Here is a 23,995-nt window from a genome sequence, read left to right on the forward strand (position 1 = left end):
TTCTTTTAGCGAATTCGCATAGGCATTCATTGGCGTAACCTCCTCGTTTTTTCAAGGGGCTTCGCCACACTTTTTCATCTACTTGTCAAGTCCTGTTTTCATTTTTTCATGCAAAAAAAAGAGCGGGTTATCTTTTAGATAACCTGCTCTTGTTCTTAATTTTGGCCCTGCGCCTTAACTTAATGACATTGCCCGAGACGGGAGCCCTTTATTTTGCTTATTATGGGTATGCTAACCTTATTCGATTATGAGTTTATGAATGCGGTCATCAAGCTCTTGCGGAAGACCACTTGGTAATCTAATCCGGCGCTGATTACGGCAAGAGGGACATAAGTTTTCAACTCTTTGCCTACTTGCTGGAAGTAAGCCGGTGCAGCCAGAGGCTGCTTAACGCCGTTCACGATGACGGTCTTGGCACCGATCGTGATAATAACTTCGCGGCCGTCTTTGGAGAAAACCGCGGTTTTCGTTTTCTGGGTCCACTTCAGATCGGCGCCCACCGCATTGGCAACGTCGCGCAATGCTAAGAAGGTCGTGTTCTTCACCGTTGTGGGCTTGCTTGGCGGCTCTTTGCCGTTAATGACGATGGAAAGCGGAACTTTAGCTTCCCTGGGCTGAGGTTTAAGATATTGCTTCCAGATCACGTCCGCAAAGATTTGCGCCATCGCTTCGTAACCGGCTTGGGAAGGATGGGTGTCGAAATCGTCCAGAAGGTTAAAATGGGTATATGCCGACTGATTGCCTTCGAACTTAGACGATACGTGCGCGATCTTGACGGGGAGTCCTTTGCTGGATTGAGCTTCCGCGAACTTATCCAATCCGGCGGACATTTTATGGACGGCTTCAAGAAGATCCGGGTATAAGGCATGCGTTATCATCAAAGGAAGGTACTGATCGGCAATAACGATCTGGGCGGCAGGTGCCAGAGTATGCAATCGAGTGATCATTTTCTCCAAATCTTCTGTATATTTATTCATTGTTAAATCGAAGCTGTCCTGTATAATTTGTCGTGCGGCATCCGTAGGCTGGTCCTTAACTGCATTGATAATCGGTCCGAAATCATTGGCTCCGATCGTCATGACAACAAGATTCGCCTTGGCAAGATCCGTCGCGAGTTGAGGGGCTTTGGCAGCCACGCTATCCGCTTGCTGCGGCACTCCGTCCGGGAACGAGGAGAAATCCTGCAAGTCGGCGGAAGTCAATCTCTTGCCGTCTGCAGCGCCTTGCAATAAGTTTATAAGGCCAGGAGTCGTTAAACCCATGATGGCGTAGTTCGCTAGCTCTGTACGATCTTGGAACAGCGATTGTTCGAACAGTCGATCGACGTACCCGTAAGGGATCGAATCAGCTGTCATTCCCGGCTCGTAGCCGACGCTGATGGAGTCGCCGAGCGCAACGATGCGATATGAGTCTTGGGATGATGCTTCATTTTCTGCCGCTGAAGCCGTGGATATAGCAGTTAATGCGAACACGGCAGTCAATAACGCGGCAAGCGGTTTACGCAGACTAAATCTCATTCTCCAATTCCTCCCAAATATTAGTCAATCCAATCGTCGCATACCATTGCTTATCGACATCATAAAAATATTAAATTGCCATTCTTCTCGCGAGGGTGGTAAAATAATTGAATAATAAAATGAATAATTATGAATATTCGCCGCGGCCGTCCACGTATGCCACCCTTTCCCCGGGTTTTCCGTCGTTTCCCTCAAGTATCTATATTCTAGGTCATTTGGAACGGGAATTGAAGCCATTATTGCTTGTTTTTCTCAAACACTGCGTAAAGAAAGGTTGATATATATGATAGAGATGCGTAAAGGTCTGCCCGTTAAACAAGGAATGTATGACCCGCAGTTCGAGAAAGACGCATGCGGCATGGGGTTCGTCGCGCACATCAAGGGACGGAAATCGCACGAGATCGTCGAGCAAGCGTTGACGTTGCTCTTCAATATGGAGCATCGCGGCGGTCAGGGCAGCGAACCGAACACCGGAGACGGCGCGGGAATTCTCCTGCAAATTCCGCATCGCTTCTTCCAAGCGGAGACGGCGAAAATCGGATTTACGTTGCCTGAAGCCGGCGATTATGCCGTCGGGATGGTGTTCCTGCCGCAGGAGCAATCCGTTCGCCGTAAACACGAAGAAATTTTTGAAGCGATCGTTGCCGAAGAAGGCCAAACCTTGTTGGGCTGGCGCACGGTTCCAACGAACGACGAGTCTCTCGGCAAATCTTCGAAAAAGGTAAAGCCTTTCGTGCGTCAAGCGTTCATAGCACGCTCGGCCGCGTTGGCAAGCGACATGGCGTTCGAGCGGAAGCTGTACGTTATCCGCAAGCGCGCGGAGCAAGCGATTCGTTACTCGGATATCGAGGGCGCGGACATGTTCTATTTCCCGAGCTTCTCGAGCAAGAAGATCGTATACAAGGGGATGCTGACCACCGAGCAGGTAGGATTATTTTATCCCGAGCTGCACAACCCCGAGCTGGAGACGGCCATGGCGCTCGTTCACTCCCGCTTTAGCACGAACACTTTCCCAAGCTGGGAGAGGGCCCATCCGTTCAACTACCTGATTCATAATGGCGAGATTAACACGCTGCAAGGTAACGTGAATTGGATGCGCGCTCGCCAGACGTTGTTCAATTCGGAGCTATTCGGCGACGATCTTGAGAAAGTAAAGCCAGTCATCGCTCCGGATGGTTCGGACACGGCGATGTTCGATAATACGTTCGAGTTCATGTATTTGGCGGGCCGTTCCATGGCGCATGCCGCGATGATGATGGTTCCGGAACCATGGCAGAACGACGAGCATATGGACGAGGAAAAAAGGGCGTTCTACGAATACCACGCTTGTTTGATGGAACCATGGGACGGTCCTGCGGCGGTAGGTTTTACGGACGGCGTGCAGATCGGCGCTATTCTTGACCGCAACGGCTTAAGGCCTGCCCGTTACTATGTGACGAAGGACGATCTGATCGTACTTGCGTCCGAAGCCGGAGTCGTCGATATCCCGCAAGAGGATATCGTGCTGAAGGATCGATTGCGTCCAGGCCGTATTCTGCTCGTGGATACGAAAGAAGGACGGATCATCTCCGACGAAGAGGTGAAGCGTTCGATCGTAACGGAGCATCCTTACCGCGAGTGGCTGAACGATCACTTGGTCGATCTCGAAGAGCTTCCGGAAGCGATGGAGCTCCCTGAACCGGATCATGATACGGTTCAATTACGCCAACAGTCCTTCGGCTATACGTTCGAGGATATCCGCAAGGTGATGGAGCCTATGGCGCTGACCGGCGTTGAGCCGCTTGCGTCCATGGGATACGACTCCCCGTTAGCGGTACTCTCGGAGAAGCCTCAGCGTTTGTTCAACTATTTCAAGCAATTGTTCGCGCAAGTCACGAACCCGCCTATCGACGCGATACGCGAGGAGATCGTTACTTCGACCTATACGACGGTCGGCCCTGAGCGGAACTTGTTAAATCCGGAGCCGGAAAGCTGCCGCCAGATCCGACTATACACGCCGATCCTCTCGAATGAAGAGTTCGCGAAGCTGCGGCACGTTCACCGTCCGGGCTTCAAATCGATTACGCTGCCGATTTTCTTCTCGGCAAAGGACGGGGAAACAGGGCTGCGAAGCGCGCTTAAATTACTTTGCGAAGCAGCGGATCGTCTGATTTCCAAGGGTCATAATATACTCATTCTGTCCGACAGAGGCACGGATGCCGATAACGCGGCGATTCCATCTCTTCTTGCCGTTTCGACATTACACCATCATTTGATTCGCGAGGGAACCCGGACGAAGGTTAGCATCCTTCTCGAGTCCGGCGAACCGCGCGAAGTGCATCACTTCGCGTTGTTGCTCGGCTACGGCGTTAGCGCGGTCAACCCTTACCTGGCGTTCGAGACGCTCGACGACCTGATACGCCAAGGAATGATGCGCAACATCTCGCACGAGAAGGCGGTTAAGAACTACATTAAAGCGGCGACCAAGGGCGTCGTGAAAGTATTGTCCAAGATGGGGATCTCCACAATCCAGTCTTACCGCGGCGCGCAAATCTTCGAAGCGGTCGGCCTGAACTCGGAAGTCATCTCGCAGTACTTCACGGGTACCGCGTCACGCATTCAAGGCGTCGGCTTCGACGTCATAACGCAAGAGACGTTAGTTGCCCATCAACGCGCCTTCTCCAAGCAAGAAGGAGCCGAGCGCGAGCTGGATTCCGGCGGAGATTACCAATGGCGCAAAGGCGGAGAAGATCATCTGTTTAACCCGCAGACGATCCATACGCTGCAAATGGCGACCCGCACGGGAAATTACGATACGTACAAGAAATATTCCGCGCTCGTCCAAGGCGAATATGAACAGGTTCGCACGCTTCGCGCGTTGCTGAAGTTTAACTTCGATCAACAGCCCGTGCCGATCGAGGAAGTAGAATCGATCGAATCGATCTTCAAGAGATTTAAAACCGGCGCTATGTCTTTCGGATCGATCAGCAAGGAAGCTCATGAATCGCTTGCTATCGCGATGAACAGAATCGGCGGTAAATCCAATTCCGGCGAGGGCGGAGAAGATCCTGCCCGTTACATTCCGGATGCGAACGGCGACTCGCGCCGAAGCGCCATTAAGCAAGTAGCTTCCGGCCGTTTCGGCGTAACGAGCTACTATCTCTCCAGCGCGGAAGAGATTCAAATCAAGATGGCGCAAGGCGCTAAGCCGGGTGAAGGCGGACAGCTTATGGGACGCAAAGTATACCCATGGGTTGCGGAAGTTCGGGGCACGACGCCTGGCGTCGGTCTCATCTCCCCGCCGCCGCATCACGATATCTATTCCATCGAGGATCTGGCTGAGCTGATCCACGATCTGAAGAACGCTAACCCGCGCGCTCGCATTAACGTGAAGCTCGTGTCCGAGGTTGGCGTAGGTACGATCGCCGCAGGCGTAGCCAAGGGTCGTGCCGATGTTATCCTGGTCAGCGGATATGACGGCGGAACGGGGGCTTCCCCTATCGGTTCCATCCGCCATGCGGGCTTGCCTTGGGAGCTTGGTCTTGCGGAGACGCACCAAACTCTTATCCTGAATAACCTGCGCGATCGCGTCGTCGTCGAAACCGACGGCAAGATGATGACTGGCCGGGATATCGCGATTGCCGCGTTGCTCGGAGCGGAAGAATTCGGCTTCTCGACGGCCCCGCTTGTCGTACTTGGCTGTATCATGATGCGCGTGTGTCAGTTGGATACTTGCCCGGTAGGCGTTGCGACGCAAAATCCGGAGCTTCGTAAGAAGTTCATGGGCGACCCGGACCATGCCGTCAACTTCATGAAATTCGTGGCGCAAGAGTTACGCGAGATCATGGCGCAGCTCGGATTCCGTACCGTGGAAGAGATGGTCGGACGAGTAGATCGCTTGGACACGAAATTCGCGATCGGACATTACAAAACGCAAGGCATCGATCTGACGCCGCTATTGCATATGCCTGAATTGCCGGAAGGTTCTTTCCGTTATAACGCCAAAGGACAAAACCACTTGCTGGATGAGTCGCTCGACATGCAAGCATTGCTCGCAGCTGCCGCACCGGCATTGAATAACAAGCAACCGGTTAAAGGAACGTTCCCGATCAAAAATACAAATCGGGTCGTCGGAACGATCGTCGGTTCGGAAGTGACGAAGCGATACGGCAAAGACGGTCTGCCAGCAGATACGATCCAGTTCCATTTCGTCGGTACCGCGGGTCAAAGCTTCGGCGCGTTCATGCCTAAAGGCATGACCCTAACGCTTGAAGGCGACTCGAACGACTATGTAGGAAAAGGTTTGTCCGGCGGCAAGATTGCCATATACCCATCGGATAAGTCGACGTTCAAGGCAGAGGATAACGTCATTATCGGAAATACGGCGCTTTACGGAGCGACGGGCGGAGAAGCTTACATCAGCGGCGCTGCAGGCGAGAGGTTCGCGGTGCGAAACAGCGGCGTGAACGTCGTAGTCGAAGGCGTCGGCGATCATGGCTGCGAGTACATGACGGGCGGACGCGTAGTCGTTCTTGGGAAGACGGGACGTAATTTCGCGGCAGGCATGTCTGGCGGAATCGCCTATGTCATCGATTGGGACGGTAAATTCGTCAACCGCTGCAATTTCGAGATGGTCGGTCTAGAAACCCTTGAGGATGAGGCTGAAGTTGCGGAGGTACGCGCGATGATCGGCAATCACGTTCAATACACGAACAGCGATCTCGGTCGCCGGGTGCTTGAGGATTGGAATAACGCGGTTAAGAAAATCGTCAAAGTCATCCCTAAAGATTACAAACGGATGATGGAACAGATCGCCAAGGTGCAAGCTCAAGGCCTTAGCGGCGAAAAAGCGTTGTTGGCCGCGTTCGAAGCCAACATGCGCGATCTGTCCAGAGTCGGCGGCAACTAAACCGAATACACAAGATAAGCAAACACCGATAGAAGCGCCGCGGCGCTTTTATCGGTGTTTTTATTAATATTCTTTCATTATGGTAAATATAGGTGTAAAATGGAAGCGACTACATCATAGGAGGGCAGCCTGATGGAACGCTTTTTAGTCGATTTTATCGTGAATATATTCGAAACGATAGCAGGCATTTCGCTGATCCTTTCGATCTTTAGATTTCAGATTAAGGGATTTGTGCCCCAAATCTTGTTTACTGCCGTTGTCATGGCCCAAACCTCTTATTTATTGCGCGAGGTTCTGAATCAGGACTCTATCACGCCGTTTTTCATGCTTGCATGGATCGTAATCTTGTTATGGCTGCTTTTTAGAGTTCATTATTTTTACGCGTTACTCATGGCTATCACCGGATACTTGGGTTATCTCCTCATCCAAATCTCCATTGTATATTCGTTTCAATTCCTATTTGACACAGAGATTCCGGTAGTAGATTTCTATACGATGAAGATTATCCAGATTATCTCGTCTTCCATCGCGCTGCTGATATCCGTTGTGTTAATGATGAAACGCATCGGATTTTCCTTCGTCCCGGATCGCGTTCAAGAGAGCGTGTTGCTGAAGGGAACCAATCGAAGGATGCTTCTGCTATTGATCGCGGGAAGCGTGATTGTATCTGCCATCGTGTTTATTTACGAGAGCGGATTTGGAACTTTCATGTTAGGGATATTAACGATAGTTTTCGCGTTATACGCCATTATCCATTTAGCTTTAGCGAAGGAGAGAAGCATATGATAGAAGCTCTTTCACAGAGGATTAGCGGTTATGTCTTTCGCCATAACGACCGTGGACACGTTAGCCAAGAGGTTATGAAGTTTGCTTTGGTGTCCCTATTATCTACGACTTTTACGATCGTACTATCTCTTATTATCGGTTTGATCGATGGGAAATTCTTGCCGACGGTTCTTTCCTTGGCAGCCATTGCTATAATGCGTAATTTAACTGGGGGCTACCATTTCAAATCGACAGCTGCTTGTATTATCGTTTCTGCCGGCGTGATCACTCTTATTCCATTTATTCCAGTTAGCCAAATAGCGTTCTATATTATGGGTATTATTTCTTTGTTGCTCGTGATAGGATATGCGCCATCTAACTTACGAGGGGTTAGCCGTTTGACCGAGAGCAACTTAAAAGCCATGAAATGGGTTGCGGTACTATTGATTGTATCTAACTTCCTGCTTACCTCCGATATCATATCGTTAGCCTTTTTTATTCAGGCCGTTTCACTACTGCCAGGAAAGTGGGGTGAAAAAGATGCGTAGAAAATTTGCTGGTTTGGCGGCAACCTTGTTGGGAGCTTCGGCTGTTGTATTCGTAACGACTGCTTGCTGGTTTATCGGACACCGTCCGGAAGTTCCGCAAGAATTGTTGAAGCGTTAAGGGGATCTGCTCGAAGGCTGTCGGATTAGCGTCCGGCAGCCGCTTTTAGTAATGGTAAAATGACATGGAGTGGAATGTATGAATCAGCCCGTCACAAAGGATAAGAACAACGAAGGTGAAGTCATCATGATGGATATGGCAGACGTACTATATATCCAGACGGAAGATGGAGCGGTCGTATTTCACACGTCCGAAGGCAGGGTTTATCCTCTTGTTCCGTCTCTTAGCATGTACGCGAAACATACCGAGTCGCTTGGCTTTCAGAAGCTAGATCGAACGAATCTAGTAAACATGAATAAGCTGAGGGCTTTTGATGAGAAACGCGGTTTGGTATTTTTCGATGAGGATTCCAACTTGGAAAGACAGAGCGCCATTGTCGCCTTCATGAATATTGGCAAGCTTAAAAATATGATTATCTCTTGGATCGAGCGAAATCTCAAATAAATTTTCAAAATGTTATGCATCCTTACATAAAATGTGATTTTCGAGATTAAGAGGGTCTATTCGACAAAACTTCTTAAATAATAATAATTGCGGGACTCCATCGCTCGACACCCTCCGCAAGACCTATATCCTATACTATCTTTAGTGTTTCAATACCGGAATCATAGAGAGGGTTTGGGTGCGGATATGGAGAGGGATATGCTGATGGGAACGATGAAAAGCATGCCACCGTTGGAAATTGACATCCGCAAGATTCTGGAGCAGCTAGGGATTCAAAGGGAAAAATGGCCGGAGGAATACCGGAAACCGGTTCAACAGTCCTAAGTATACATACATATAATTAGTTATACAAAAAACCTCAGAGGTTATGGGATGTAATGAACCCTTCCTTGAGGTTTTATTTGTTTTAAAGAATTAATCATTCATATTGCGTTCCGCGCGGACAAAGGCAATAAATCTCCGCGCTTCTTCTGCTGTCAATTTACGTCCGTCTATCGTAAGGGCGAAATGGCTTAGGATCTCATCATCCGACAACTCAAGCTCATCGGTAAATTGGCGTACGTCCGAATCCAAAGTAGCGTTGGTTTGAGAGGTTCTGCCAACCAGGTAGTCAATTGAAACCTGAAACAAGTCAGCAACCTTTCCTAGCGTTTCCGTATCGGGCTCTCTGCGATTTTTCTCATAATGGGACAGAGCTGCACGCGAGATGCCTAGGGAAGATGCTAATTCTTCTTGAGTTAAACCGCGCTGGTCTCTTAGAAAAGCGAGACGACTGCCGATATTCATCTGAACCCTCCCAGGATGGTCATAAAATCATTAATTTCATCATAATATGGATACGAAACAAATGCATTCATTGCGACAAAACGTCGCATCTACTTATTGGTTTTACTAGTTTTACCCAGATCAGAAAAATAATAAACCTATAAACGTTAGGTTGTTGTAAAGTTCTTTCTTGACTTGTTACAAAATGTATCGTACATTAATCTCAATTGATGGTTACAGTATGTATCTTTTGGGGTTTGGTGATCCTATGGAAGAGGGAATGGAAGAGAATAGGCGCGAGCATCTTCGCTTCAGATTAAATGTTCCCCTTTACGCAGAGTTTTCACTCTGGCGCGTAAGAGAGAGGGAAATAAGAAGCCGCAAGCAACGCGTTCTTATCCATAACATCAGCGTCGGAGGTTGCCAGTTCAGTACGAATTTGCAAATTCCGGTGCGGGATGACGTAGAGTGGATTCTCAATCTCCAATTAAACCATAATACGATCAAAATAAAAGCGATTATCCTCCATGTCGTCCCGAAAGACGGACGATATGCTTATGGAGTGCGTTGGGTCATGACAGGACTGGAGCGGCAAGCTTTTCAGTATAGGTTGCAGGAATACTTACGGCTAGTACTGGTTTCAAGCAAGCATATTCTCTCTTTATATAAAAAAATTTCAGATCGCGATGATGGACAATTCAAACGGTTGGATACTACTTCGTAGAATGCGAGGAGGCAAGTGAAGTTGAAACGGGCGCTAGTTATTAAAATCGCGATCTATTCCATGTTATCGCTTATAATGGTTGGCTTATTGGGCGGGGGTTATCTTTGGTATTCCATGGAGAAGACGATGGGTAAGATGTACGAGCCGCTTCCGTCAAAGGAGTGGGCGGTACCGGTCTTTGAGTCAGAGTCTCTACCTGGAACGCTGCCAATTGAATCCCCTGTCTTAAGCGATGCGAACGCTCCTGAAGTTACGGATGCAACTACTATACAAGCTAGTGTTTCCGCGGACGGCCAGGGGGAATCGATATCCGGATATGCTATTGACCGTGAGGAAGTGGAACGACTGCTACATCCGGATTTGTCGGAGGAGGATCCCTTTAGTATTCTACTGCTCGGAGTGGACGAAAGACAGGGGGATCGGGGGCGAAGCGATACGATGATTTTACTGACGTTGCAACCCAAGAAGGGATCTGCACTAGCTCTATCGATCCCGCGAGATACGAGAGCGCTTATGCCCAACTCAGGAAAGTACGACAAAATTAATCATGCCTATGCCTTTGGAGGGACTTCGTTGGCCGTTGAGGCGGTTGAACATTTGTTCGGCGTACCGATCGCCTTTTATATGAAAACGAATATGGAAGGTATGGTAAACATCGTAGACACGGTAGGCGGAGTAGACATAAACAATCCAAGAGCATTCGATTTTGATGGATTTTCTTTTCCATTAGGGATTCAGCATTTAAATGGTAATGAAGCGTTAGCCTATAGCCGTATGCGCAAGGAAGATCCGCACGGGGATTTCGGTCGTACTCAAAGGCAGAGACAGCTTCTATCGAATGCGATTGACAGAGTGGTCAGCGTGAACTCGATTACGAAATTGCCCCGCTTGTTGTCTCAATTGTCCGACTATGTCCGCACGAATTTGACTTCGTCAAATATGATCGATCTTGCAGTAAACTACCGCCCGACAATTAATAACATTGAAACTCTTTATCTAAATGGCAGCGGTAAAATGATAAACGGAATTTACTATTACACGGTCACCCCAGAAGATCGCCAAAAAATTCAAACGATAATGCTCAACCACCTCAGCGCTGCTTAAATCAACTCTTAAGGAGGCTAACATGGAACAATCCGTTTTATTCTATTGCGTCAAATGCAATCAGCTCAAAACGATGGAGCAGGCAGGTCTCTTATTTCGTACGGGATATTATCGGGTAATGTATCCATTAGGATGCTGTGTTCGTTGCGAGCATCATTCCAAATCTCTCTGAACTAAATTTTTCATAAATATTCGGATTTCCTTCCTTCTATTGGTATAATTGTTACGTATGCATCCTAATGTCGGAGGTTAGCTCATGTCACAGGCTCCCGTCGTTCGCTTGCAGAACGTGACGAAGGTCATCGGCAAACGAACGATTATCGACCGCGTATCCTTTGAGGTGCGACCGGGCGAAGTATTTGGTTTCTTGGGTCCGAACGGATCCGGTAAAACGACGACGATTAGAATGATCGTAGGGCTTATGGGGATGTCTTCCGGGGACATTCATATTGGAACGCACAGCGTCCGAACGGAATTTCCGAAAGCTATCGTTCAAGTCGGAGCGATCGTGGAAAACCCAGAGATGTACAAGTTTCTAACCGGGTACCAGAATTTACTGCATTACGCTAGAATGAATCCTTCGATTACGAAAGAACGCATTCAAGAGGTCATTGAGCTAGTAGGCCTTCAAGACCGTATCCATGACAAAGTTAAAAAGTATTCCCTCGGCATGCGACAGCGTCTTGGCGTTGCTCAAGCCGTTATGCATCGGCCTAAGCTTTTGGTGCTTGATGAACCGACGAATGGTTTGGATCCCGCCGGTATTCGCGAGCTAAGGGATTATTTGCGCCGTCTGGCGCAAGATGAAGGAACGGCCGTGCTCGTATCTTCTCATCTATTATCCGAGATGGAGTTAATGTGCGATCGGGTGGCCATCCTGCAGAAGGGGCAGATTATCGACGTACGTTCCATCAGGGGTCAAGACGGGGATGCCGCAACATTGGAAGAGGTACAGTTCGATGTGGATCATCCGGATGCCGCGCTTGGAATCTTTGAAGGCTCGGGCCGTATGGTCGATGGACAATTAGCCCTTTCCTTAGATCGGGCCGGCATAGCCGCAATCAACCGCCGATTGGTAGAGGCAGGCATTAACGTATATGGAATTCATGTGAAAACGAAATCGTTGGAAGACCAATTCCTCGAGATGACGGGGAGTGAGACAATTGGCTAACTTTATGAATTTAATACAGAACGAGAATATGAAGATCTATCGCAGAGTACGCACTTGGATAATGCTCGGGATAATCGTCTTTCTGCCGATTCTGATTTCGTTAGGGGTATTGGCCGCGAGCGGCACGGATGCGGGATCGAGCTGGTCCATGATGATCATCGAATCCACGATATCCTTGATGCTTATTACGATATTTACCGCGGTGGTCGCGTCCGAGACAGTGGCGGGTGAGTTCACTTGGGGGACAATCAAGTTATTATTGATTCGCCCATGGAGCCGGTCTGCTATATTGTTGTCTAAGTATATTTCAACTTTATTGTTCGCTCTTGCTTTGACCGTAATCACTTTTGTCATCACGTTGCTGATTAATATGGCTGTCTTCGGTTCGAGCGACGGAGAGCAACTATCTTCGGTAGCGGGTATGTCCAATATGGAATACGTGCTCCAATTTTATCTATTGCAATTCGTAAGCTTGATTATCATCATTACTTTCGGGTTCATGATGTCCTCGGCTTTCCGCAGCAGCGGCCTTGCGATCGGGCTTTCTATCTTTTTGCTATTCGCGGGATCCATTATTACGGGCTTATTAGCGATGACGGACAAGCCATGGGTAGAGTATATACTGTTCATGCATCTTGATCTTACGTCGTACATTAATAATGCCCAGGGCCCGTTCCAGAATCATCCGATGTCCTTGGGCTTTTCTCTCGGGGTATTGGCGATATACTTTGTCGTGTTTAACCTGATTTCTTGGAGCGTGTTTAGGAAGCGGGATATTGCGGCTTAAACGTGAGTGTATGAAATGAAGAGTTAAAAAAGTGCTTGCAGCGTTAACGTGCAAGCACTTTTTGCCGTCTTTATACACTAGATAGGAATCGCTATCCTCTAATCCGATACACATCTTTTTTTGCTACGAACTGTACCAAAAAAATTCAAGTCTTTCGAGCTGTCAGCCCACTATATTGTTATAAAAACTAGTTGACACACACTCGATCCTATAATAGAGTATTAACAAATGATACATTTAGTATCATTTGAAAATACAATGATACATGGAAGCATCGATGGCATGACCAGCTTGGGGGAGAAAAATGAGTGCAATTTACGGCATCTGTAATTTCAATCATGAACCTGTCCCGCTAGAGGATGGGATGATTTTAATGAAAGCTCTAGAGCAACATCAAGCCGATGATGCTCATTTCTGGAAAAAGGACCCTATATTCCTTGGCTGTCATGCGCAATGGATTACATCTGAATCCATCGGTGAACAATTGCCATACTATGATGAGCTTAGACAGTTAGCCATCACAGCTGATGTGATAATAGATAATCGGGAAGAGTTATTCGAAAGATTGCAGGTGGAGTATCCATATAGGAAAACCATGACGGACAGCGAGTTGATTCTGCATGCATACTATAAGTGGGGGGAAGAAACTCCAAAATTCATTATAGGTGATTTTGCCTTTATGATCTGGGACGAGAGAAAGCGGTTGCTCTTTGGCGCAAGAGACTTCTCAGGTAGCAGAACGCTCTATTACTATGATACCTTCGAGCGTTTTGCCTTCTGTACGACGATGCAGCCGTTGCTAACGTTACCGTATATCAACAATCAACTGAATGATCAGTGGCTTGCTGAGTATTTGGCGAATCCCGGGAGGATCGAAACGGTTGAAGCCACTTCGACCGTTTACCAGAATATTAGGCAAGTGCCGCCTTCTCATACTATTACTATTACAGAAGGAAAAGTTAAGTTCTCAAGGTATTGCACCTTTGCTGTTATATCGCCTCTGAAGCTAAAGTCCAACGGGGAATATGAAGAAGCGTTACGCGATGTATTCCAAAGAGCAGTAACGTCTCGGCTGCGTACTCACCGTCAGGTAGGGTCTTATCTAAGCGGAGGACTTGATTCTGGTTCAGTCGTCAGCTTTGCAGCCAAAGCCTTGCAGCAGGAAAATAAAAAGTTATATACATATAGCTACATCCCGGAGGAAGATTTTATTGATTGGACTCCGAAGAACAGGATGGCTGACGAAAGGCCTTTCATCCAATCTACAGTTCAGCATGTTGGTAATATTAAAGATCATTATCTCGATTTCCATGGGAAGAGCCCCTTATCCGAAGTTGATGAGTGGCTGGATACGATGGAGATGCCATATAAATTTATCGAGAACTCATTCTGGCTGAGCGGAATTTATGAGAAGGCAAGCCAACAAGGGGTAGGTGTTCTATTGAACGGAGGGAGGGGCAACCATTCGATTTCATGGGGGCCTGCGATGGAATATTACGCTACCCTTCTTAAGCGGTTAAACCTGTTTCGTCTTTATCATGAGCTTAATCTATACAGTAAAAATAAAGGGATTGGAAGAAGGCGTTTACTATCGGAGGTGAGAAGAAGGGCTTTTCCTTGGAGTAATGCAATCCAAGCTCAAGAAGGCTCTTCTGCACTCGAGCTTATAAACCCGGAGTTTGCTAAGCAGACGGAGATTTACGCTATGCTGCAAAGACACGGTATCGAGAGAACCGGGCTCTCTAAGATTAATCCAAATCTTAACGAGTTAAGAATAGAGCAATATGAGCGATTCATGAACTGGACCACAAGCGGAATCAGTGGCACCAAATTATCTTTGCGTCATGCCGTTTGGTACCGTGATCCTACGAATGATTTGCGGGTGGTTCGATTTTGTTTATCGGTGCCGGCGGGACAGTTCGTTCAAGATGGTATGGACCGGGCATTAATAAGGAGATCAACAGCAGGTCTTCTACCCGATAATGTCCGCTTGAATTACAAGTTACGAGGAATTCAAGGCTCCGATTCGATACATCGAATGGCTCGCGATTGGGTGTCATTTACAGATGAGATTGATCAATTGTGCGTGGACACTCGAATGAAAAAGCTTCTTAACATCCCTTTCCTTCAGGCTGCTATATCCAAGATGCGGGGTACTCCGGATCCTAAATTGGTATACGATGGGGAATTTACGATGTTAATGCGAGGGCTTATCGTTTACAGATTCATTAAAAATCTTGAAGGGAGGTGAAAACATGAACAAAGAATGGAAACAACCATCGCTGGAAGTACTTGATGTAAAAATGACGTTTGCAGGTGTCGGTTTAACAATCCCTGACTCGTTTGATCCAGATGAAAAGGACCAACATCACAGCTAATACTTAGTTTTCCCATGGGGCCCTGATACGTGTTCTGTATAAGGGCCCTTTCCTTACAGTCGATACGGTGGAGTGAGAATGAAGAATGATGATCCAAACGGTATACAGCCACCTTTATAAAGCATTCGGGTTTCGGGTGGCGAGTGAAATGACACTACCTGAATTGCCGGAATTACAGGATATTGGTGATGGAAAAGAGCCCGCGGATATTGTGATTACTATAGCGGATTTATCCGAGGAGTGGAGCCGTCTAGCGCTACCAAATCGTAAGACGTTCGTGATAGAAAATCGGGTCATGTTCCAGATCGCCGATACGGCGACATACTGCATCCTGAATGGAAAGTCCATCATCGTATCTCCGATGAAGGGAGCCGATGAGGATCGGATTCGGCTTTATATTCTAGGCTCCTGCATGGGCGCATTGCTTTTTCAGAGAAGGGTGCTTCCTTTGCATGGCAGCGCGGTGGCGATCGATGGTAAAGCATATGCATTCATTGGCGATTCCGGCGCAGGCAAGTCAACGCTTGCTTCCGCCTTCTTACAAAGAGGGTCCCCCCTTGTAAGCGATGACGTCATTGCGGTATCCCTTTCGCCGGATCAAGCTCCATGGGTTACGCCTTCATATCCTCAACAAAAGCTGTGGCAGGAAAGCTTGGACGGCCTTGGAATGGAGAGAACACTTTATCGTCCGATCTTCCAAAGGGAAAACAAATTTACGGTTCCTGTACCCGCCTTGTTTTATCCTGAACCGTTGCCTCTTGCCGGAGTGTTCGAACTGATTAAATCAGACAAGGATTCGATTCAGATTCAGAAGATCCGGAACCTGGAGAGATTGTCTATTCTTTATCAGCATACTTATCGCAACTCCTATATCTCCCGCTTGGGACTAATGGAATGGCATCTGGGCATGACCGCGAAGATGACTAATAAACTCGAAGTCTTCCGTTTGCAGCGTCCAATATCTGGATTTACAGCTCCGGACTTGGTTTCATTAATTTTAACTACATTAGATAAGGAAGGATAATCTTATGATTACAAATCAAAAACTCACAGTGAATCATGTTGTCGTTCAAGCAGAAGGAAATATCGTAAGCGATATGGACGGAGAAAAGGTGATGCTTAATATCAGCAGAGGGAAGTATTATAACCTTGGCGAAGTGGGCGGAAGAATATGGGATGGTATTAGTGCTCCGATATCCATTCGTAATCTCGTCCCGATTCTGATGGCTGAATACAATGTCGAGCAGAGTAAGTGCGAGGATCATGTTCTTTCCTTCTTGGAGCAATTGTTGGAAGAACAGCTTATATATATCGAAGAAGAAGGAATGCGGCAATGAATGCGTTGAAGTACATCCGTAAGTTCTTTTCATTAGACATGGGAATGCTGTTGTTGATGATGGAGACGTTTCTGTACTTAGCGTGGGCACGTTTTCTTGTATGGCTGCCTTTTGCTAAGATTGCTCCTTCATTGGGCTCTTCGATGAAGGAGACTCCTCACATTTCTAACCAACAGGAACCAATCTTGAAAAAGCTCTCAATAGCACTTCATATGATGAGTAGACATACCCTCTGGGACAGTAAGTGTCTCGTGAGGGCAATTGCTGCGATGAAGATGCTGGATAGAAGACTTATTGATAGTACGCTTTATTTGGGAACCGCCAAAGATGTGAATGGGGAAATGATTGCACATGCTTGGCTGCGCAGCGGTACCTATTATTTAACAGGGGCGGAAGAGATGAGAAAGTTCACAGTCGTTGGAAAATTTGCAAAACGGTTCAACAGCTCCGGACAAGAGGGATCTTATGATGAATAACCAGCTTCTAATTGGATGGGGTTCTTTTCCTAAGGAATTGAAATTGCTGCTTGCTTTTATGAAGCATGAACAAGATGAAATGTCGCTCAGCAATCAGCGCGAGCTATCAATAGATATAGACTGGGACCAATTTATTCAGTTGGTCAGACATCATCGGATGTCTGCAATTATTTACGACCGATTGAAGAAAGTAAGCCCGTCATGGATCCCTGCCAATGTCTCTAAAGCTTTATATCATGATTATCACAAAAATATATTCCAAATGCTTCATCTAAGCGGCGAGGTGGAATGTATTTGTAAGCTATTGGCTGAACATCAGATTCGTTCTCTTCTTCTAAAAGGGCCTACACTCGCCGTTGATCTATATGGAGACATTTCCCTCAGAACATCCAAGGACTTGGACATCCTAGTTAACATCAATGAGCTGGATCAAGTGAATAAGTTACTCCTGGAGCAAGGCTACATAACTGATGATATCGTACTCTCTGCATTAAATGGTTGGAAATGGAGGCAGCACCATATTACCTATTTCCATCCGCACAAGAGGATTTATCTTGAGCTTCACTGGAGATTAAATCCCGGTCCATCCAAGGAACCAAGCTTTGACGAATTATGGGAGCGGAAAAAGATAAATGGTCTTACAAGTTATCCCGTGTACAGTTTAGGCGAAGATGACTTGTTCTGTTATCTCGTTTCCCATGGCGCACGTCATGGTTGGTTTAGACTGCGTTGGTTGGCGGATATCGATATCCTCATGAGACGGCAGACAGATTGGAAAAGCTTAACCCTCGTCATGAAGAAAGAATATCAATTGACTATGATCGGCGGGCAAGCACTGAATTTGGCATCCAAGCTGCTAGATACTCCATTAAGTAAAGATATGGAAATCATAGCTAATCGCAGTCGTGCCGGGTATTTAGCACGATTCGCGCTTATCTTTATGAAAGAGGCAGTTGATTTACATTATAATCCTCCGGAAAATATTGCACGTTATCTGAAATCCTATTTATATGCAATAAAATCCAAACGGCAAAAGCTGATTTTCTTCCTGAATTTCTGTTACCCCTACCCCATTGATGCTCAGACTCTATCTTTACCCAAATATATACATTTCTTATACCTCCCTTTACGTCCAATACTCTGGGTTTGGAGAAAAGCGAGACATGTTTTAACCTAGGGGGCTTCAAATATGGAACCTATTCTATACTTTGCGAAGCGGTTACATAGCTTTACTGGAATGAAATTATATGTGAATCTCTTTGGCACGGTAATGGTTAGTCTCCTTGAAGGGATTGGCATCTTGTTATTGGTACCGATGATCAGTATGAGCGGTATAGCCGGTGTGAATAAGGAAGCTACTCCTCTTTCAGGAATGATCGGAGCTTTGCAATCGGTACCTAAACAGTGGATATTGCCAATCATATTGGTCAGCTTTGTCCTATTGGTTATCGGCCAAGGGCTCTTGAAACGGAGTATTGGCATTCAGAATGTGAAGATACACCAAGGCTTTGTGTACCATCTGAGATCGGAAACGTATCGTGCTTTACTGCAATCAAAATGGGATTTTTTTATTATGAGACGGAAATCCGATTTCATCAATTCCTTAACAGCAGAGATCGGGAGAGTCAGCGGTGGAGTAAGTGTGTCATTGCAGCTATTAGCATCAATTATTTTTACGCTCATTCAAATTGGTCTAGCTTTCTGGTTATCCCCAGAACTTACATTATTCGTCATCGTATGTGGCTTTGCACTTGCTTTTCTATCAAGGAAATTTATTCAGAGATCGAAAAGTCTGGGAAATCTAACGTTAGAGTTGTCTAAACAATATATGGGGGGGATCACGGATCAGTTAAATGGGATTAAAGATATTAAGATCAATATGTTAGAACGATCCCGACTATCATGGCTGCATCATATGAATATGAAGATGCAACAAGAACATGGGGAGTATTTTAAATTAAAAGCAACCTCACAATTCTATTACCAAGTGGCTTCTGCATTGTTAGTCGCAGCTTTCATATTTTTGTCGATTCAAATGTTTGAAGCTAAGGTGGAGCAATTGTTGCTCGTTATTATCATCTTCTCCCGATTGTGGCCGAGATTTACCGGATTTCAGTCGAGTCTGGAGAACATTGCCTCGTCCATTCCTTCATTTAATAACATTATTAAACTGCAAGAGGATTGCAAGGAAGCCACGGAGTTCTCAATAGCTGAACAACAGGGGCAGAATGTAAAGATGATAACTATCGAAAAGAGTCTTGAATGTAGAAATGTGTATTTCCGTTATAATCGGCAGGAGTCTCAATATGCTCTTCAAGACATTAATTTGCATATTCCCTCAAATCGAATGACAGCAATCGTAGGAAGATCCGGTGCCGGGAAGAGCACCTTGATTGATATCTTAATGGGACTTGTAATGCCGGAGCAAGGACAAGTCATCATAGACGGAATCCCACTGACAAGTGATCGTTTATTATCTTTAAGGCGTTCCATCAGCTATGTTCCACAGGATCCTTTCCTATTTAATGAAACCATAAGGGAAAACCTATTGATGGTGAAACCTCATGCAAGTGAGAAAGAAATTTGGGAGGCGCTGGAGTTTTCCGTGTCTGCAGATTTTATTCGAAGGCTGCCTCAAGGGCTGGATACATTTATTGGAGATCGGGGTATCCGATTATCAGGAGGAGAACGACAAAGGTTGGTGCTTGCCCGGGCGATCTTGCGCAATCCATCGATTCTTGTATTGGATGAAGCAACTAGTGCATTAGATACGGAAAATGAATCGAAGATTCAAGAAGCTCTGGAGCAATTAAAGGGGAAAATGACCATTATCGTCATAGCCCATCGTTTGTCGACGATACGGAATGCGGATCAAGTGATAGTGATCGATCAAGGCAGAATCGTTCAGAAGGGGATATTCAGCCAGCTTGCCAATGAGAAAAAAAGCATGCTAAACCATCTGCTGGAGCACCAGGCCATCGTTTGGCCTCATGCCTCAGGGGAGGAATAATGATGATACCCTTTCTGCAGTCACTATATCATCCTGAACCCGAGCTCCCTCGAGATGATGATGATTATTATCATCGGATTTTACAGGATATTGAACTATTTATGATCTCCTCCCAGGTTTATCATTTATTAATTAAGCAGGAGCGGTTGGAGGATGTTCCCACCTTCTTTCAGCAGAAATTAAAAGAAGATTACACACGTGGTCTTAACCATAACTTCTATATGAGGTATCAAGAAGCGATACTGTTAAAGGCTTTCGAAGAATGGGCAATCAACGCAATCCCTCTAAAAGGGATTCATTTTGCGGTTCGTTATTTTGGTCATCTGGGCGCGCGAGTCGCAGGGGACATCGATATACTTATTCCGTTGAACAAGCTAAGGGAAAGCATTGAGTGTGTAAAGGCGCTGGGATATACATTCGAGATTGTAAAGGACCATCATGCCCGTCTATATAGAAACGAGCTCTCTGTCGAATTACATTGGACTCTAGATAAACAATACTGGTCTGATCTAACTCCGCATCCTTTCTGGGAGTCTTCAGAAAAATTAAAACACTATGATTATGTTAAGCAATTATCAACACAGTATACCTTTTACTTTATTTGTTTACATAGTGCCAGGCATCAAATGGACTCCCTGAGATATCTCTTGGATATTAGACAAATGTTATATGAATGTGCTGAAGAAATAGACTATGACTCCTTATTCCGGCGAGCGGGCTGCGACAAAACATTAAGAAGAATAAAAACGGTGCTCTCCATTGTTTATCAGCAGTTTCCTGAGCTTCATAAGGTGAAGCCGCTGGATATTCCTTACATCAACTGCTACTGGAATTATGAGTCTATAAGAAATGCCAAGCTAGGTATTAGAGATCGACAGTATTATATGTACAAGATGCATTTTAAGCATCTTATTTTCGATTCGTGGAAATATACCTTGAAGTCTATTAGGAAGTCGTATTGAAAAAGCCCCCGAATGGGGGCTTTAGATGCCAATCGCTCCAAATGGCTTAAAGACAACCGAAGTTCCTACAAATTCCCAAGTAATAGTTCCATCCGTTGCCATGCCCGATGCATGGTTAGGAGCTATCGCCCCCGAAATCCCTGTAGTGGTAGATTTGTATACTCTTACACCTGAGTAAACGAGTTTATTCATAGAATAAGCCGTGTTTGCTACCCAATTTAATTCTGCGGCATTTCCAGCTATAGTACATACCCATCCAATTGACCCACCAGCAACAGGAGTGATGTTAATTATACGATCACCCACAGTAAACACTCCTTTAGTGGGTAGAGAAGAGCTTTCGAATTCCCTCCTGCCTCCATTTGGTACACCCATATTATGGACAATAGTTGATTCAAAGTTATGCAAGAGTGGTCTACTAGTTGTTGAATTTGTTATTTGATTACCTACAATCATGTTGTTTCTCGCGCCGTTCCCTTCTATGATTGCCGTTGCTGAAGAATTAAAGTGATTTTTCATATCCACTTTATTATCAGATACAACATTATCTGAACCGCCGATAAAAATAACCGCTCCCCAAGTATTTCCCCCGGCAACAGAAACGCCAGATACCTTATTACCTGTAACTAAACTTCGATCACCGACCCGAATCAGTCCCACCTGATTTCCCGCAATAATGGAGCCACTAGGAGTCTTGATTACTTTATTTAATGCGATATTGTCTGTTATTATCCATCGATGATCTGTACTGTTTGTAGTTACTTCCAGTGCAGTATCCTTTCCTGGGTTATCCGATGTTATTGTGTTTCCAGAAAAAGTGAGCTCCTTACAAAATCGGATTTCAACTGGCCACTGAGTTACATTTCCATACTGATTAATAGAGTTATTTGTTATTCTAATTCTTTTGACAATGTCTGAGTTATTTGGTTCTACTGAGAAACTAATGCCACCAGAACCAAATCCAGTTGTTGGATCTGAAAATATAGATATTGCATTGTCGCTAATATTTACGTCAGTGCAGGATTGCCCCACGGCAGTTAGTTCAAGTTTTATTGCATTACCATTCAAATAACCTAAATTTTGAATCTTAATCTGATTACCTATGACATTAACACTTTCCATTTTGCCGCCTAACCCAATAGCATTGTCGTATCCCAGAATTTTGTTATAGGAAATATTAATGTACTTATAACCAAAGTTCGCTCCGCCGAAGTTGATTGTTCCGTAATTATTTATTGTGTTATAGCTGATGTCCCCATAGGATGTGACATCCGTATTACCAAAACTTAAACTGCGCATAATGATTGCTTCTGCGCCCCCTACTTTTGTCCCGCCATATCCTAGAAAGATATCTGAGAATATATTATTATCTACACGATAACGATGTCCCCCAATTCCTAATGCATTGGAACACCCATGATGAAAATAATTCCCTGTAAAGCGATAGTCTGTACAATTTCCGGCATAAGTGCTTATAAATTTACCTCTGGAGTATCTAAATTCGCAATCCTTTATCAGGAAGTGCGAATGCCCGGCAGTTCCCCCTAGATTAATCATAATTTGTGCAAATTCAGTTGTATAGGTTCGATTACCACCATCGAAAATGATTTCTTCGAATGACCAGTTGGAGGCAGTGTCCCCCTTAGATACAAAGTGATACATATTATCATTGCACGGGTTCACATGCATTAAAAATACAGGTTTGTTTTTTCCTTTCGTCTTAACATTAGAAGTAAAATACACTGATCTTGCTGTCGCCGGGTCTAGTCTAAAATGATAAACGCCTTGTGTAACTTCTATCTCGCCGCCGCCACAAGTTTCAAGAAAATTATACGCTTTATTAAAAGAACTTGTATTATCCATCATGACAACCGCGTTACCACTTAGTGTAGCCCCAGCATTATCTTTCAGGGTAAGGGTTGTTGTTCCACCGCCAGAAACAATGGTCGTTAATAAAGTATTATTCAATTTGGCTAAAGGTGCAGTTATTGGTATCCAAGGAGGAGTAGAAACCGCTATGGACCCGTGACCGCCATCTTCCCAAAAACCAGTTACATCTCGGATAAGTCCAAGGACTCCGCGTGAATTTGCTGGGTTGGTCTCTTCGCCATAAATGGCAAATCCATGACGTGCAATGCCGCTAGGCATTGTGATTCTAATCTTATTCCCGTCTTTAAAACTCAAAACATCAGGTGCATTGGCTATTGTTGTAATCGCACTTGCAGTTGTAATGCCCCCATATTTATCAAGGATTGCGATACGATAACTATATGAGGTTGATCCAGCAGTACCAATGATCGATAGCGTTGGTTGAGGTGCAGGGTTGGGGAATGTGGAAGTAATAGTACTCCCCGCATGCATGACCATTACCGTTTGACCATCCCAATATCGGTTCTTATCAGCTGATGGAATCGTTAAAATATTGGAACCAGATGTAATAGATGCCTTTGAGGATACAAGCCCCATTGTTTCACTTCCTTCGTTGGAAGCACCAAACCATTGAGGATAAATGGATCTGATATGATGAACTCCACTCACAACAGATCCTTCTCCGGCAAAAATGGGAAAAGGGTCTGCTTTTATGTCGGAGTTCATCGTAATTATTACGCCCATTGAGATGTGAAGAAAGGCTCCCCGATCAAACATAACCGTCTTATCCCCAGGGAACGTTGTATTTGCTGTAATATTGTATCGGCCTTTAGGAAACCGGATAGTAAATTCTCCGCCAGCCATTGCGTTTGTTATTGCCTCAGTATCATTAGCCACTCCATCGCCAACAGCACCGTAATCAACCACGCTTTTAACACCACCACCAGTGCTTGCGCCAATGGCACCAATAACTTCTTCCAACGCTTGTCCGCTCGATATAACTGAATTAAGCAGGTTGGTCAAAGCCATTTCCAAACTTACCGTATCTTCAGCCATGTTCTTTCCCCCTTCTTGTGGGTATACCGTACATCATCTTGTTCTTAATATTATATGTCTAATTTGTACAAGAAGA

20 protein-coding genes are annotated in these 23,995 nt (G+C 45.6%); 17 read left to right on the plus strand and 3 right to left on the minus strand.

Translation table 11 applies throughout. The annotated features are described in order from the left end of the window. Positions 1 to 245: 245 nt before the first annotated feature. On the minus strand, positions 246 to 1,517 hold the full coding sequence (locus E2980_RS21445) for an SGNH/GDSL hydrolase family protein (RefSeq protein ID WP_135154276.1): 1,272 nt from the start codon (positions 1,515 to 1,517) through the stop codon (positions 246 to 248). A 283-nt stretch (positions 1,518 to 1,800) separates the two neighbouring features. On the opposite strand from E2980_RS21445, the gene gltB reads away from it, so the two are divergent. The 5 genes from gltB (at position 1,801) to E2980_RS21470 (ending at position 8,280) form a co-directional block, all read left to right on the plus strand. Then, positions 1,801 to 6,405, plus strand: coding sequence for a glutamate synthase large subunit (gene gltB / locus E2980_RS21450; protein WP_135154277.1), 4,605 nt, complete (start codon positions 1,801 to 1,803; stop codon positions 6,403 to 6,405). A 132-nt stretch (positions 6,406 to 6,537) separates the two neighbouring features. Beyond that, positions 6,538 to 7,191, plus strand: a complete 654-nt coding sequence (locus E2980_RS21455; protein WP_135154278.1) for a hypothetical protein — start codon at positions 6,538 to 6,540, stop codon at positions 7,189 to 7,191. Further along, positions 7,188 to 7,718 carry an accessory gene regulator ArgB-like protein gene (locus tag E2980_RS21460; protein ID WP_135154279.1) on the plus strand — a complete coding sequence of 177 codons (531 nt, stop codon included), beginning with the start codon at positions 7,188 to 7,190 and terminating at the stop codon, positions 7,716 to 7,718. Before E2980_RS21455 ends, E2980_RS21460 begins: the two co-directional genes overlap by 4 nt. Next, complete coding sequence (locus E2980_RS21465) at positions 7,711 to 7,836, plus strand: cyclic lactone autoinducer peptide (protein ID WP_135154280.1); 126 nt, start codon at positions 7,711 to 7,713, stop codon at positions 7,834 to 7,836. Before E2980_RS21460 ends, E2980_RS21465 begins: the two co-directional genes overlap by 8 nt. A gap of 78 nt (positions 7,837 to 7,914) precedes the next feature. Beyond that, entirely contained in the window at positions 7,915 to 8,280 is a 366-nt protein-coding gene (locus tag E2980_RS21470) for a LytTR family transcriptional regulator DNA-binding domain-containing protein (protein ID WP_135154281.1), read from the plus strand. 414 nt (positions 8,281 to 8,694) lie between these two features. Here the strand turns inward: E2980_RS21470 and E2980_RS21475 are convergent, their stop codons facing one another. Further along, complete coding sequence (locus E2980_RS21475) at positions 8,695 to 9,066, minus strand: helix-turn-helix domain-containing protein (protein WP_135154282.1); 372 nt, start codon at positions 9,064 to 9,066, stop codon at positions 8,695 to 8,697. A 247-nt stretch (positions 9,067 to 9,313) separates the two neighbouring features. Here E2980_RS21475 and E2980_RS21480 point away from each other — a divergent pair, with 247 nt between their 5' ends. The 12 genes from E2980_RS21480 to E2980_RS21535 all read left to right on the plus strand — a co-directional run bounded on the left by E2980_RS21480 (position 9,314) and on the right by E2980_RS21535 (position 20,994). After that, a complete protein-coding gene (locus E2980_RS21480) occupies positions 9,314 to 9,769 on the plus strand; it encodes a PilZ domain-containing protein (protein WP_167747213.1) in 456 nt (151 codons plus the stop codon). Positions 9,770 to 9,790: 21 nt separating this feature from the next. After that, positions 9,791 to 10,873: an LCP family glycopolymer transferase gene (locus E2980_RS21485; protein ID WP_135154284.1), complete on the plus strand. Its 1,083-nt coding sequence runs from the start codon at positions 9,791 to 9,793 to the stop codon at positions 10,871 to 10,873. Between the two features lie 256 nt (positions 10,874 to 11,129). Next, entirely contained in the window at positions 11,130 to 12,044 is a 915-nt protein-coding gene (locus tag E2980_RS21490; RefSeq protein WP_135154285.1) for an ABC transporter ATP-binding protein, read from the plus strand. Continuing rightward, positions 12,028 to 12,831 (plus strand): ABC transporter permease, encoded by an 804-nt coding sequence (locus E2980_RS21495; RefSeq protein WP_240703132.1) that lies wholly within the window; start codon positions 12,028 to 12,030, stop codon positions 12,829 to 12,831. The genes E2980_RS21490 and E2980_RS21495 overlap by 17 nt, the downstream gene beginning before the upstream one ends. 304 nt (positions 12,832 to 13,135) lie before the next feature. Continuing rightward, positions 13,136 to 15,082 (plus strand): lasso peptide isopeptide bond-forming cyclase, encoded by a 1,947-nt coding sequence (locus tag E2980_RS21500; protein WP_135154287.1) that lies wholly within the window; start codon positions 13,136 to 13,138, stop codon positions 15,080 to 15,082. 4 nt (positions 15,083 to 15,086) lie between these two features. Then, positions 15,087 to 15,209, plus strand: coding sequence for a paeninodin family lasso peptide (locus E2980_RS21505; RefSeq protein WP_135154288.1), 123 nt, complete (start codon positions 15,087 to 15,089; stop codon positions 15,207 to 15,209). An 88-nt stretch (positions 15,210 to 15,297) separates the two neighbouring features. After that, positions 15,298 to 16,233, plus strand: a complete 936-nt coding sequence (locus E2980_RS21510; protein ID WP_135154307.1) for an HPr kinase/phosphorylase — start codon at positions 15,298 to 15,300, stop codon at positions 16,231 to 16,233. 4 nt (positions 16,234 to 16,237) lie between these two features. Beyond that, positions 16,238 to 16,546 (plus strand): lasso peptide biosynthesis PqqD family chaperone, encoded by a 309-nt coding sequence (locus tag E2980_RS21515; protein ID WP_135154289.1) that lies wholly within the window; start codon positions 16,238 to 16,240, stop codon positions 16,544 to 16,546. Further along, positions 16,543 to 17,022 carry a lasso peptide biosynthesis B2 protein gene (locus E2980_RS21520; protein ID WP_135154290.1) on the plus strand — a complete coding sequence of 160 codons (480 nt, stop codon included), beginning with the start codon at positions 16,543 to 16,545 and terminating at the stop codon, positions 17,020 to 17,022. Before E2980_RS21515 ends, E2980_RS21520 begins: the two co-directional genes overlap by 4 nt. Beyond that, a complete protein-coding gene (locus E2980_RS21525; RefSeq protein ID WP_135154291.1) occupies positions 17,015 to 18,199 on the plus strand; it encodes a nucleotidyltransferase domain-containing protein in 1,185 nt (394 codons plus the stop codon). The genes E2980_RS21520 and E2980_RS21525 overlap by 8 nt, the downstream gene beginning before the upstream one ends. Positions 18,200 to 18,211: 12 nt before the next feature. Next, positions 18,212 to 20,032, plus strand: a complete 1,821-nt coding sequence (locus E2980_RS21530) for an ABC transporter ATP-binding protein (RefSeq protein WP_135154292.1) — start codon at positions 18,212 to 18,214, stop codon at positions 20,030 to 20,032. A gap of 2 nt (positions 20,033 to 20,034) precedes the next feature. Next, positions 20,035 to 20,994 carry a nucleotidyltransferase family protein gene (locus tag E2980_RS21535; protein WP_167747214.1) on the plus strand — a complete coding sequence of 320 codons (960 nt, stop codon included), beginning with the start codon at positions 20,035 to 20,037 and terminating at the stop codon, positions 20,992 to 20,994. A gap of 21 nt (positions 20,995 to 21,015) precedes the next feature. Here E2980_RS21535 and E2980_RS21540 read toward each other — a convergent pair whose 3' ends face one another. Beyond that, positions 21,016 to 23,919 (minus strand): glycosyl hydrolase family 28-related protein, encoded by a 2,904-nt coding sequence (locus tag E2980_RS21540; protein WP_205700011.1) that lies wholly within the window; start codon positions 23,917 to 23,919, stop codon positions 21,016 to 21,018. Between the last annotated feature and the right edge of the window lie 76 nt (positions 23,920 to 23,995).

The sequence above is a fragment of the Cohnella luojiensis genome, assembly GCF_004564235.1.
In the GTDB taxonomy this organism is placed as follows: Bacteria; Bacillota; Bacilli; order Paenibacillales; family Paenibacillaceae; genus Cohnella; species Cohnella luojiensis.